At 64.3% G+C, this 12,173-nt stretch carries 10 protein-coding genes and 1 tRNA gene; 8 read left to right on the forward strand and 3 right to left on the reverse strand.

Going from position 1 to position 12,173, the window contains the following annotated elements:
• Nucleotides 1-26: 26 nt before the first annotated feature.
• Together AC58EF_RS02215 and ndk are read left to right on the forward strand one after the other, a co-directional pair.
• Nucleotides 27-464, forward strand: coding sequence for a DNA polymerase III subunit chi (locus AC58EF_RS02215; protein WP_497274116.1), 438 nt, complete (start codon nt 27-29; stop codon nt 462-464).
• 92 nt (nt 465-556) lie between these two features.
• The gene (gene ndk, locus AC58EF_RS02220) at nt 557-979 is read left to right on the forward strand and encodes a nucleoside-diphosphate kinase (protein WP_497274117.1); all 423 of its coding nucleotides are present in this window, start codon (nt 557-559) and stop codon (nt 977-979) included.
• A 69-nt stretch (nt 980-1,048) separates the two neighbouring features.
• On the opposite strand, the gene AC58EF_RS02225 is transcribed toward ndk, so the two are convergent.
• The 3 genes from AC58EF_RS02225 to AC58EF_RS02235 form a co-directional block, all read right to left on the reverse strand.
• Entirely contained in the window at nt 1,049-1,702 is a 654-nt protein-coding gene (locus tag AC58EF_RS02225; RefSeq protein ID WP_497274118.1) for a hypothetical protein, read from the reverse strand.
• Between the two features lie 5 nt (nt 1,703-1,707).
• Nucleotides 1,708-2,382, reverse strand: a complete 675-nt coding sequence (locus AC58EF_RS02230; protein WP_497274119.1) for a glutathione S-transferase family protein — start codon at nt 2,380-2,382, stop codon at nt 1,708-1,710.
• 62 nt (nt 2,383-2,444) lie between these two features.
• A tRNA-Cys gene (locus tag AC58EF_RS02235) sits at nt 2,445-2,518 on the reverse strand.
• Between the two features lie 188 nt (nt 2,519-2,706).
• On the opposite strand from AC58EF_RS02235, the gene AC58EF_RS02240 reads away from it, so the two are divergent.
• The 6 genes from AC58EF_RS02240 to AC58EF_RS02265 all read left to right on the forward strand — a co-directional run bounded on the left by AC58EF_RS02240 (nt 2,707) and on the right by AC58EF_RS02265 (nt 12,149).
• The gene (locus AC58EF_RS02240) at nt 2,707-3,339 is read left to right on the forward strand and encodes a protein-L-isoaspartate O-methyltransferase family protein (protein WP_497274120.1); all 633 of its coding nucleotides are present in this window, start codon (nt 2,707-2,709) and stop codon (nt 3,337-3,339) included.
• Nucleotides 3,340-3,358: 19 nt separating this feature from the next.
• Entirely contained in the window at nt 3,359-4,846 is a 1,488-nt protein-coding gene (locus AC58EF_RS02245) for a TolC family outer membrane protein (protein WP_497274121.1), read from the forward strand.
• Between the two features lie 71 nt (nt 4,847-4,917).
• Nucleotides 4,918-5,385: a DUF2497 domain-containing protein gene (locus AC58EF_RS02250; protein WP_497274122.1), complete on the forward strand. Its 468-nt coding sequence runs from the start codon at nt 4,918-4,920 to the stop codon at nt 5,383-5,385.
• A 100-nt stretch (nt 5,386-5,485) separates the two neighbouring features.
• Complete coding sequence (locus tag AC58EF_RS02255) at nt 5,486-7,528, forward strand: S9 family peptidase (protein WP_497274123.1); 2,043 nt, start codon at nt 5,486-5,488, stop codon at nt 7,526-7,528.
• A gap of 102 nt (nt 7,529-7,630) precedes the next feature.
• Entirely contained in the window at nt 7,631-10,552 is a 2,922-nt protein-coding gene (locus AC58EF_RS02260; protein ID WP_497274124.1) for a valine--tRNA ligase, read from the forward strand.
• 145 nt (nt 10,553-10,697) lie between these two features.
• Nucleotides 10,698-12,149 (forward strand): MATE family efflux transporter, encoded by a 1,452-nt coding sequence (locus AC58EF_RS02265; protein ID WP_497274125.1) that lies wholly within the window; start codon nt 10,698-10,700, stop codon nt 12,147-12,149.
• The last annotated feature ends 24 nt before the right edge of the window (nt 12,150-12,173 follow it).

The raw sequence follows: 12,173 nt of genomic DNA on the forward strand, positions 1-12,173 counted from the left end.
GGCGAACGGGATCAGGATTTGGAATCATGCAGGTCGATTTCTATCAGCTCAGCCGCGATCCCGTGGATCTGGTGCTGCCTGCCATCGCCGGCCGCATTCTGGGCCTGGGCGCGCGGCTGTTGGTGGTCGCGCAGGAGCCTGACCGGCTAGAGCGCATTTCCACCGGCCTCTGGGCCGGGCCGCCCGAAAGCTTCCTGGCGCATGGACGGGCGGGGGAGGGTGGCGAGGCGCATCAGCCGATCCTGCTCAGCCGAAGCTGCGACGCCGCGAATGATGCACGTCACATCGCGCTGGCGGATGGCATCTGGCGCGAGGAGGCATTGAGCTTCGAGCGGGTCTTCTACTTTTTCGATGCCGGCACGATCAACGGCGCGCGGGCAAGCTGGCGCGCATTGAGCAAGGCGGACGGCGTCGAGCCGCGCTTTTGGAGGCAGGAAGGGCGCAAATGGGTGCAGGGGCCATAGCCGGTCAGGTGCGGTTAAGGCTCTTGCGGCCCGGCCCGGCCCCGTTTAAAGGGCGCGCGACTTTATTCCCACAATTCGGAGTTACGAGGGCCATGGCCGTCACGCGCACCTTTTCGATCATCAAGCCCGATGCGACCCGTCGCAACCTGACCGGCGCCGTCACGGCGAAGCTCGAAGACGCTGGCTTGCGCGTCGTCGCTTCCAAGCGCATCCGCATGAGCCGCGAGCAGGCCGAGGGCTTCTATGCCGTTCATAAGGAACGCCCCTTCTTCGCCGACCTCGTCGCTTTCATGATCTCCGGCCCGGTCGTCGTCCAGGTGCTGGAAGGTGAAGACGCCGTGAAGCGCAACCGCGACATCATGGGCGCCACCAATCCGGCCAATGCCGACGCCGGCACCATCCGCAAGGAATTTGCCGAATCGATCGAGGCCAATTCGGTCCATGGTTCGGACAGCGAGGAAAATGCCGCGATCGAAATCGCCTATTTCTTCAAGCCGGAAGAAATCGTCGGCTGAACGGATCATCCCTGGGGATGACAGAGAAGGGGCTGCCGCAAGGCGGCCCCTTTCGTTTTGCGCCGTCGGTCAGCGCGCCGCAGGCAGCCCGGCCCAGCGGGCATCGAGCGCAGCCTGCGCACCATCCGCCTTGACATGGCGCACCAGCGACAGGCCGCGCAGGGTCAGCCGATGGCCCGACAGCCATTTGCCGGCAATGCCATAGCCGATGTCGTAGAGCGCGATATCCTCATACGGTTCGCCGTTCACGACGAAACGGGTGGTGATCGCCACCGGCAGTCGCTCATCGCCGACACTGTCGTCGGGCAGCTTCGCCTTTTCCCGACGCCGCTTGAGCGCGCTTTCGAACCAGCCTCCTTCGATCCGCGGCTCGCCCGTTGTTTCCACGGGATCGATGCCCAGCGCCTTGGGGAAGGCGATGGTCTGGCTCTGCACCACCTGCCCGGGATCGGTGGGTTTGAGCCTCAGTCGATCGTCGCCGTCCTTCTCCGCGTTCAGCACCAGCCGGGCCGCGCGCGTCGATGCCTTGCTGCTTTCTGCGGCCTTGTCCGCGCGTTCGTCCTGCTTGTCCGACCAGTTGAGATAGAGGGTGAGGCCGGAAATCAACGCCGCCACCACCGCCAGAAGCTCGCCCAGCGTGATCCAGCGGCGGCGGATGGCGGCGGCTTCCCGCGCGCGTGCCTCCTTGGCTTTTTCCGGCGTGGGTTCGGGCATGTCGGTCATGTTCGTCACGCCGTCTGCGGCGGCACCTCGAAACGGTCGATCACCCAATCCTCCGCTTGCGCGCCGCCGATCCATTCCTGCATCCAGGGATGGGCGATGATCGCGCGCATATAGGCTTCGGCAAAGCGGGCAACGGGCAGCTGATAGGTGATGAAGCGGGTGACGACCGGCGCGAACATCAGGTCCGCCGCACCGAATGCCCCGAACAGGAACTCGCCGTCGCCGCCATAGCGCGCACGGGCCTGCGCCCAGAGCTGCATGATCCGGGCGATATCCTGCGCCACCGCTTCGGAGGGCGGGACGGGCGCATAGATCTGCCGGATGTTCATGCTGTGCTCGCGGCGCAGCGCGGCGAAGCTGCTGTGCATTTCGGCCGCCATGGAGCGGGCCATGGCGCGGGCGGCGGGATCGGCCGGCCAGAATGTGTCGCCACCGGTCTTTTCATTCAAATATTCGACGATGGCCAGGCTGTCCCACACGACGATATCGTCGCCGTCCCACAGGATCGGCACCTTGCCGGAGGAGGGGGCGAACTCGTCACCCTCGCGCCTTTTTTCCCATTCCTCGTCATAGAGGGGCACGACCACCTCCTCGAACGGGATGCCGGACAGCTTGCACGCCAACCAGCCGCGCAGCGACCAGCTCGAATAGGCCTTGTTGCCAATGAACAGCTTCATCATGCCGTCTGTTTTAGACGGCGCCGGGGCGATAAGTCGATGGAAAAGGCCGCGCCGACAATATTTGGAGGCCCGAGCCGGAATCGAACCGGCGTGCAAGGATTTGCAGTCCTCTGCGTAACCACTCCGCCATCGGGCCTCGGCGTGGGTGGCCGCAAATGTGCGGCTTTGGCGGCAAAGTCAAGCGGACTGTGGCGCAAAGGGCGCAAGAATCTTGGCGGCCGTCGTGGAAAGCCGCTTGGCGCGGGCGGTCTGCTGATTTAGAGGTCCGATGATCTTCTTACTGTATTGCATTGCCAATACAGTTGTGCCAAGCGAGGAACTATCGTGACCGAGCAGAATTTTTCTTCGATGCGGAACGCCATGGTCGACAGCCAGTTGCGCACCAGCGACGTGGACGACCAGCGCGTGATCGCGGTGATGGCGAAGGTGCCGCGGGAGGACTATGTTCCCGCCGACCGCCGCGCCATGACCTATGTCGACCGTCCGATCCCGCTGGACAATGGCCGCGCGCTCAATCCGCCGCTGGTGACGGGGCGCCTGCTCAAGGAAGCGCAGATCGCTGCGGGCGACAAGGTGCTGCTGATCGGCGCCGCCACCGGCTATGCCGCCGCATTGCTGGCCGAACTGGGCGCGCAAGTGACCGCGGTCGAGGAAGAAGGCGGGGCGGACATCGCCGTTCCGGGCACGACCGTCGTTCGTGGTGCCCTCAATGCCGGTGCCGCCGCCAGCGCGCCTTATGATGTGCTTTTCATCGACGGCGCCGTGGAGGAAGTTCCCGCCGCGCTCGTTCAGCAGCTTGCCGATGGCGCGCGCGTCGTGACCGGTATTGCCGATCGCGGCGTCACGCGCCTGTGCAGCGGCCGTGTGGTCGGCGGCGCACTGGGCCTGAACAGCCTGATCGACATGGAAATGGTGGTGCTGCCCGGTTTCGGCGCGCCCAAGACTTTTGTGTTCTGAAATTGATGAGCGGGGGGAGATGACAGCGCAGCGCATACAGAAACGGCATCGTGCCGCAGCCGCCCTGCTGTTGCTGACCTCTGCTCTGGCTGGCGCCGTCGTCGCCCCTGCCCAGGCTGAAACGCTGCAGGGGGCGCTGGCCAAGGCCTATGCCTCGAACCCGACCCTGACGGGCGCGCGCGCCGGACAGCGGGCGACCGACGAAGACGTGCCGATCCAGAAGGCGGCCGGGCGTCCCGGCGTGGACGTGACCGGCAGCTATAGCGAAAGCATCCTCAAGCCGACGATCAGCTTCACCTCGCCGCAGCGGACAGTGAATGCGCAGGCACAGTTGAACGTGCCGGTCTATAGCGGCGGCGCGGTGCGCAACGGCGTCAAGGCGGCCAAGATTCGGGTCGAGGCAGGCCAGGCGGGATTGCGCGGGACCGAAGCCAGCATCTTTTCGCAGACCGTCGCCGCCTATATGGACGTGATCCGCGACATGGCGATCGTGTCGCTCAACCAGGCCAATGTGAAGGTGCTGGAGGTTAATCTCCAGGCGACCAACGACCGGTTCGAAGTCGGGGATGTGACCCGAACCGATGTCGCCCAGTCCGAATCGCGGCTGGCGCTTGCGCGGTCGGATCTTCAGACGGCGCAGGCCAACCTGATCACCAGCCGGGAAAATTATATCGCGCTGGTGGGGGACGCGCCCGACAATCTGGAGCCGCCGCCGCAATTGCCCGGCCTGCCCGCGGACCCGGATGCCGCCGTGCAGGTCGCGTTGAAGGACAATCCCGACATATTGTCGGCGCAGAAGCAGCGGGAAGCGCGCCGCTATGACGTGAAGGCTGCGCGGGGCAGCGTGATGCCCACGCTGTCCGCCTTCACCCAGGCCGGCTATACCAACTATCTGGACACGCTGGACAATGGCCAGCCCGGTGGTGGTTCGCAGATCAACAAGCAGGCGGCGGCTGGGCTTCAGCTGACCATTCCGATCTATCAGGGCGGCCGTCCTGCGGCGCAGGTCCGCCAGAATCAGGCGCTCGAATCGCAGGCGATCGAGCAGGAGATCGAGACCGAGCGCGGCGTGATCGCCCAGGCGCGCGCCGCCTATGCCAGTTGGCAGGCTTCGCTCCAGACGATCGAATCGAGTCGCAAGGCGGTGGACGCGGCCGACCTGTCGCTGGAAGGCGTCCGCGCGGAAAATTCGGTCGGCAGCCGCACCATCCTCGACATCCTCAATGCCGAGCAGGAATCGCTGAACGCCAAGGTTCAGCTGGTGACGGCGCAGCGCAATGCCTATGTCGCGGGCTTCAGCCTGCTGGCCGCCATGGGCCATGCCGAAGCGGACGATCTGGGGCTGGCCAGCGGCACGCTCTATGATCCGATGGTCAATTATGATCGGGTGAAGGGCAAATGGTTCGACTGGGACTTCGATACGGCGCCCCGGCCGGTGGCGACGCGCACCGTTGACACGCCCGCGCAAAATGCCAATGTCGGCCCTGCTTCTTCACGGCAGCCTTAACCGCTTGTTAACCCGGTCGGGTAATTCTAAAGCCTGAAGGGTGCGCAATGGATTTTGGACGGGGACTATCCATGGGTGACATGACCAAGGAACCCTCGATGGAAGAGATACTCTCGTCCATCAAGCGGATCATCGCTGAGGAAGGGGAGGAGGCCGTGCAGGCCGCGCCCCGCCGCGCCCGTGCCGAGGCCGCCAAGCCCGTCGCGATCGAGCCGGCTGTCGAAGAGATATTGGAACTGACCGACAAGGTCGCGGAGGAGGACTCGATGCCCGCTCCCAAAGTTGCCGCCAAGACATCCGCCGCCGCTGCGACCGGCGACGATTCGATCCTCTCGGTCGAAAGCGAAGTCGCCGCGCGTCATTCGCTGTCCGCTCTCTCCTCGATGCTGATCGCGCCGCAGGATGGGCAGGACAATACGCTCGACGGGCTGGTCCGATCGATGCTCAAACCCATGCTCAAGGACTGGCTCGACGCGCGCCTGCCCGCATTGGTCGAAGAGATGGTCGCCAAGGAAATCGCCCGCATCACCGGCCGTTAAGGCTGGTCTTGCGATGCCTTTCGCGGAAGTCTAGACCCCTCGCATCCTGACGACGCGCCGCGGATCGCCGCGCGTCGTGATCCGATCCGAGGGTGATTTCATGAAGACATATCTGCTTGCCGGGCTTGGGTTGATGGCCCTGGCGACCACGCCTGCCTTGGCGCGCCCCTTCACGCCTGCCGACATGGTGGCGCTCGACCGTATTTCCGCGCCCGCGGTGTCGCCGGATGGCAAATGGCTCGCCTATCAGTTGCGCAGCACCGACCTGGCCGGGAACAAGGGGCGGATGGACCTTTACCTGCTCGACATCGGTAAGGCGGGGCAAACGCCCCGGCTGATCGCATCGAAGCCCGACAAGAATGAAGCCTCGCCGGTCTTCTCGCCCGACGGCTCCGCCCTCTATTTCCAGTCCAACGCCAGCGGCGACGACCAGCTGTGGCGCGTGGCGCTGGCGGGCGGCGATCCGGTGCAGATCAGCAAGGCGCCGGGCGGTATTTCCGGTTTCCTGCTCAGCCCCGACGGCAGCCATGTCGCGCTGTGGGCCGACCGGCCGACAGGGGTGAAGACGATCGACGATGTGAAGCCCGATGCACCCAAGGATGCCGGCACCGGCCGCGTCTATGACCAGATGTTCGTGCGCCATTGGGATACATGGTCGGACGGTCAGCGCTCGCAGATTTTTGTGATGCCCGTCGCGGGCGGCCCGGCCATATCGGTGATGGGCGGCCTGGTCGGCGACAGCCCTTCCAAGCCCTTCGGCGGCGCCGAGGAAATCGCCTGGAGCAAGGACGGCAAGACCCTCTTCTTCGCCCTGCGCGAGGCGGGACGGATCGAGCCGCTCTCGACCAATCTCGACATTTTCTCGGTTCCCGCGGACGGCAGCGCCGCGCCGACCAATCTTACGCAAGCCAATGACGCGACCGACACCCTGCCGGCCGTGTCGCCGGACGGCAAATGGCTCGCTTATGCGGCGATGAAGCGGCCGGGCTATGAAGCCGACCGGCTGGTGCTGATGCTGCGCAACATCGCGACCGGCGAGACGAAGGCGCTGACCGAAGGTTGGGACCGCTCGGTCGCCTCGATCGCGTGGGAGAGCAATGGCAAGGGGCTGCTCGTCACGGCCAATGATGTGCTCGACAATCCGGTGTTCCGGGTCGATGCGGCATCGGGCAAGGTCACGCGCCTGACGGACAAGGGACATGCCGGCAGCGTGGTGCCGCTGCCCAATGGCGGCTTCGTCTATGCGCTCGACAGCATCCAGTCGCCCGCCGATTTCTGGAAGATGCCGATAAAAGGCAAACCCGTCCGCCTGACCAGCGTCAACGCGCAGAAGCTGGCCGGCGTCGATGACGTGTCGGTCGAACGCTACAGTTTCAAGGGCGCCAATGGCGACACCGTCTGGGGGCAGATCGTGAAGCCCTTGAACCCTTCCGCCACCGGTGCGACGAACAAGTTGCCGGTCGCTTTCCTCGTCCATGGCGGGCCGCAGGGCAGCTTCAACGACAGCTGGTCCTATCGCTGGAATCCGAAGGCCTTCGCGGCCCATGGCTATGCGGCGGTGATCGTCGATTTCCATGGGAGCACCGGCTATGGCCAGGCCTTCACCGACGCCATCAACAGGGATTGGGGCGGCAAGCCGCTCGAAGACCTGAAACTGGGCCTCGCCGCCGCCGCGGCGAAGGACGCGCAGGTCGATGCCGGCAATGCCTGCGCGCTGGGCGCCAGCTATGGCGGCTATATGATGAACTGGATCGCGGGCCAGTGGCCGGACGGGTTTAAATGCTTGGTCCAGCATGACGGCGTGTTCGACGCCCGCGCCATGGCTTATGAGACGGAGGAAATGTGGTTCGACGAATGGGAACATGGCGGGTCTTATTATGAAAAGCCCGAGGAGTTCGAGAAATGGAACCCCGTCAATCATGTCGTCGCCTGGAAGACGCCGATGCTGGTGGTGACGGGCGAAAAGGATTTCCGCATCCCCTATACCCAGGGTCTGGCCGCCTTCACCGCGCTCCAGCGGCGCGACATACCCTCGAAGCTGCTGGTCTTCCCGGATGAGAATCACTGGGTGCTGAAGCCCCGCAACTCGCTGCAATGGTATGGCGAGGCGTTGGGCTGGCTGGACAAGTGGACGGGGAAGTAAAAGCGCTGGAACCTAGAGGGAAGGCGCATTTTTTGATTTCCGCATCGCTTGCTGCAAAAACCGGTTCCCACTTTTTTGCGCGATGCTCTAAGGCGCCTTCCCATGACCGAACTGCCCAAGACCTTCGACCCCGCCGACATCGAATCCCGCTGGTATGCCCATTGGGAGGAGAAGGGCCTGTTCCGCCCCGAACGCCCGAACGCGACGCCCTTCACCATCGTGAACCCGCCGCCGAACGTGACAGGCAGCCTGCATATCGGCCATGCGCTCGACAATACGTTGCAGGATATCGTCATTCGCTACGAGCGGCTGCGCGGCAAGGATGCGCTCTGGGTGGTTGGCACCGACCATGCCGGCATCGCGACCCAGATGGTCGTGGAGCGCCAGCTTAACGCCCAACAACAGAAGCGCACCGACTTCACCCGTGACGAATTCGTCGCCAAGGTGTGGGAATGGAAGGCGGAAAGCGGCGGCGCGATCACGCGCCAGCTCCGGCGGCTGGGTTGCTCGATGGACTGGGCGAACGAGCGCTTCACCATGGACGAGGGTTTTTCGAAGGCGGTCATCAAGACCTTCGTGGAACTGCACAAGCGCGGTCTGCTCTATCGCGACAAGCGCCTCGTCAACTGGGACCCGCATTTCCGCTCGGCCATTTCGGACCTTGAGGTCGAGACGGTCGAGACGAAGGGCGGCTTCTGGCGCTTCCGCTATCCGCTGGCGGACGGGGTCAAGCTGGCCAACGGCAGCGACCATATCGTGGTCGCCACCACGCGCCCAGAAACCATGCTGGCCGACATGGCGGTCGCGGTCCATCCCGAAGACCCGCGCTACAGGGACGTCATCGGCAAGGATATCCTTCAGCCGATCACCGGCCGCCGCTTCAAGGTGGTCGCCGACGACCATGCCGACCCGGAACTGGGGTCTGGCGCGGTGAAGATCACGCCGGGGCATGACTTTAACGACTTCGAGGTGGGCAAGCGCGCGGGGCTGAAGGCCGGCGAGATGCTCAACATGTTCGACGCCGACGCCAATGTCGTCCAGACCGCCGACGGCCTTATCCCCGATCGCTTCCTGGGCCTCCACCGGTTCCGCAGGGATGGCGTGGACGGCGCGCGCGAACTGGTCGTGGCGGAAATGAAGGCGCTCGGTTTCCTCGTGCCGCATGTCACGAAGACCAAGGAAGGCGAGGACGTCGAAGCCGATTTCGAGCCGCGCACGATCCAGACGCCCTTCGGCGATCGCTCCAACGTGGTGATCGAACCCTGGCTGACCGACCAATGGTATGTCGACGCCGAGAAGCTGGCCGTCGCCCCGATGCAGGCGGTGCGCGACGGCGCGATCGAGATCGTGCCGAAGACATGGGAAAAGACCTTCTTCAACTGGATGGAGAATATCCAGCCCTGGTGCGTCTCGCGCCAGCTCTGGTGGGGGCACCGGATTCCGGTTTGGTATGGATCAGAAATGATCAAAACTGACACAGGTTATGGCATTACGGGCAATAAGATTTTCGTTGCTGCAACTGAAGCAGAGGCACTTCAGCAAGCACGAGAATATTACAGCCAGTTTCATGACGATCCGCCAGTTGAAATCATCTCAGTTGATGATGCCACCAAACCGGTCTCGGAAATGGAAGGCGAATATAACTGGTTCGCTATCCATCGCGACCCCGACGTGCTCGACACTTGGTTCTCCTCCGCGCTCTGGCCGTTCGGCACGCTGGGCTGGCCGGAAGATGAAAACGCCGTTCGCCCTGAGCTTGTCGAAGGGCAATCCTTCTCTTCGGAAGAAAAGGACGGGGCTTCGACAGGCTCAGCCCGAACGGGTCAGAGCTTGTTGCAGCGCCATTATCCCAACGACCTGCTGATTTCCGGCTTCGACATCCTGTTCTTCTGGGATGCGCGCATGGCGATGCAGGGGATGGAGTTCATGGGCGATGTGCCGTGGCGCAAGCTCTACCTCCACGGTCTTGTCCGGGCGGCCGATGGGCAGAAAATGTCCAAGTCCAAGGGCAATGTCGTCGATCCGCTCGGCCTGATCGACCGGTTCGGCGCGGATGCGCTGCGCTTCTTCATGGCGGCGATGGAAAGCCAGGGCCGCGACGTGAAGATGGATGAGAAGCGGGTCGAGGGCTATCGCAATTTCGCGACCAAGCTCTGGAACGCCGCGCGCTTCCTCCAGTCGAACGGCGTCACCGCCTCGACGGCCCACGAAGCGCCCGCCGCGCAGCTGCCGGTCAGCCGCTGGATCATCGCCGAAACGGTCGCGACCGTGCAGGCGATCGACACGGCGATGACCGAACTGCGCTTCGACGCGGCGGCCAACGCCATCTATCATTTCGTCTGGGACCAATTTTGCGACTGGTATATCGAACTGACGAAAGGCGCGATGGACGACGAGACGCGCGCCGTCGCGGGCTGGGCGTTCGACCAGATATTGGTGATGCTCCACCCTTTCATGCCCTTCATCACCGAAGAACTGTGGCACCTGACGGGAAGCCGCGCGAACGAACTGATCGTCGCCCGCTGGCCGCAGGCGCTCGCCGCTGTCGATACCGACGCGCAGGCGGAGATCGACTGGCTGATCCGGCTCGTCAGCGCGATCCGCACCGCGCGGACCGAACTCAACGTGCCGCCGGGCGCCAAGCTGCCGATGGTGGTGCGCGACGCGGCGGAGGCGACGCAGCGCCGGCTCGACCGGCAGGGCGTGGCCCTGGCGCGGCTTGGTCGCGTCGAAAGTCTGACCTTCGGCGAACCGCCGGCGGGCGGCGCGGCGCAGATCGTGGTGGATGAGGCGACCTTCATCCTGCCTCTGGAAGGGGTGATCGACATCGCGGCGGAAAAGACCCGCCTCGCCAAGGCGCTGGCCGCGGCGGAGAAGGAACGGGATTCGCTGGGCGGCCGCCTGTCGAACCCCAGCTTCGTCGAGAAGGCCAAGCCCGAAGCCGTCGCCAAGGCGCGTGAGGACCATGCCGAAAAGAGCGCCGAAGCCGAAAGGCTGAAAGCCGCGCTGGACCGCTTAGGGTAAATGGCTACATATCCCCCTCCGTTCGGGCTGAGCTTGTCGAAGCCCTCTTCTTTCTTAAAAGAAGAATAGCCCTTCGATAGGCTCAGGGCGAACGGGAGCGGGGATATTCCGTTTCATAGTCGAGCCTGTGTGTGGGGAGAGGCAAATGGCAGCAGGCAAAACCGGCCCAAAAGACCTGACGCAGGGGCCGATCGCATCGACGTTGTTGCTGTTCGCCATCCCGACGCTGGCGTCCAACATCCTCCAGTCGCTGAACGGATCGATCAACGCCATCTGGGTCGGCCGTTTCCTGGGCGCGCAGGCGCTGGCGGCGACGGCCAACGCCAATATCATCATGTTCCTGATGTTCTCGGTCGTGTTCGGCTTCGGCATGGCCTCGACCGTGATGATCGCGCAGGCGATTGGCGCGCGCGATCTGGATGCGGCGCGGCGCGCCTTCGGATCGGCGGTCGGTTTCTGCTCCATATTGGGGCTGGCCGTCGCGACGGCGGGATGGATCGGCGCGCCCGCCCTGCTGCGCCTGCTGGCGACCCCGGCCGAGGCGTTCGACCTGGCGCTCATCTATCTGCGCGTCATCTTCATCGCCATGCCTGCGACCCTGCTCAGCGTCATGATGATGATGGGCCTGCGCGGGGCGGGCGACGCGCGCACGCCGCTCATCTTCATGATCGTCAGCGTCGCCATCGACCTGATCCTCAATCCGGTGCTGATCCTGGGGCTTGGGCCGATCCCGGCCTTCGGCATCGCCGGGTCTGCGGCGGCGACGGCGGCGGCTGGCTTCGTCAGCCTGATCGGCCTGATCGTCTTCACTTATGTGAAGGATCTGCCGTTGCGTCTGCGCGGCAGGGAACTGGCCTATCTCCGTCCCGCCGCCGACCAGATGCGCGTGCTGGTGGGGAAGGGGCTGCCCATGGGACTCCAGATGATCGTCATGTCGGCCTCTGGCCTGGTGATGATCGGCCTGGTCAATCGCGAAGGCCTGCTGGTGACGGCGGCCTATGGCGCCGCGCAGCAGATCTGGACCTATCTCCAGATGCCGGCGATGGCGATGGGCGCGGCGGTCAGCGCCATGGCGGCGCAGAATGTCGGCGCAGGCCGGTGGGACCGGATCAGCCGCATCACCGGCTATGGCATGTCCTATCTGTTCGCGATCACCAGCGCGATGATCGTCATCATCCTGCTGTTCCACGAACCGTTGCTGTCGCTGTTCCTGGGCAGCAACCAGCCCGCGATCGCCGCCGCCTGGAACATGCAGTTGCTGGCGAGCTGGAGCTTCCTGCTGTTCGGCTGCACCATGATCCTGTTCGGTGTGATGCGCGCCAATGGCGTGGTGGTGGCGCCGCTCGTTATCCTGACCTTCACCCTGTTCGGGGTGCGGCTCGGTTTCTACGAACTGAGCTATCCGTCGCTGGGCGCCGATGCCTTGTGGCTCAGTTTCCCGGCCGGTTCATCCGCGTCCTTCCTGCTCGCCTGGGCGGTCTATGCGCAGGGAAGCTGGCGCAAAGCGAAGCTGATGGTGCCGCCCCATGCCGAGGAATGCCGCGAGGCGGTGAATAGCGAGGCGGAACCCGCCGGGCGGATCGCGCCGGCGGGCTAAAGCGATTTCAAGTCAGATGGAACA

This window comes from Sphingobium sp. WR1 (assembly GCF_059693745.1).

Coding starts and splice junctions, on each gene's coding strand:
- AC58EF_RS02245 (WP_497274121.1), top strand. CDS start 3,359: ATGACAGCGCAGCGCATACAGAAACGGCATCGTGCCGCAGCCGCCCTG.
- AC58EF_RS02265 (WP_497274125.1), top strand. CDS start 10,698: ATGGCAGCAGGCAAAACCGGCCCAAAAGACCTGACGCAGGGGCCGATC.
- AC58EF_RS02215 (WP_497274116.1), top strand. CDS start 27: ATGCAGGTCGATTTCTATCAGCTCAGCCGCGATCCCGTGGATCTGGTG.
- AC58EF_RS02260 (WP_497274124.1), top strand. CDS start 7,631: ATGACCGAACTGCCCAAGACCTTCGACCCCGCCGACATCGAATCCCGC.
- AC58EF_RS02230 (WP_497274119.1), bottom strand. CDS start 2,382: ATGATGAAGCTGTTCATTGGCAACAAGGCCTATTCGAGCTGGTCGCTG.
- ndk (WP_497274117.1), top strand. CDS start 557: ATGGCCGTCACGCGCACCTTTTCGATCATCAAGCCCGATGCGACCCGT.
- AC58EF_RS02250 (WP_497274122.1), top strand. CDS start 4,918: ATGGGTGACATGACCAAGGAACCCTCGATGGAAGAGATACTCTCGTCC.
- AC58EF_RS02225 (WP_497274118.1), bottom strand. CDS start 1,702: ATGACCGACATGCCCGAACCCACGCCGGAAAAAGCCAAGGAGGCACGC.
- AC58EF_RS02255 (WP_497274123.1), top strand. CDS start 5,486: ATGAAGACATATCTGCTTGCCGGGCTTGGGTTGATGGCCCTGGCGACC.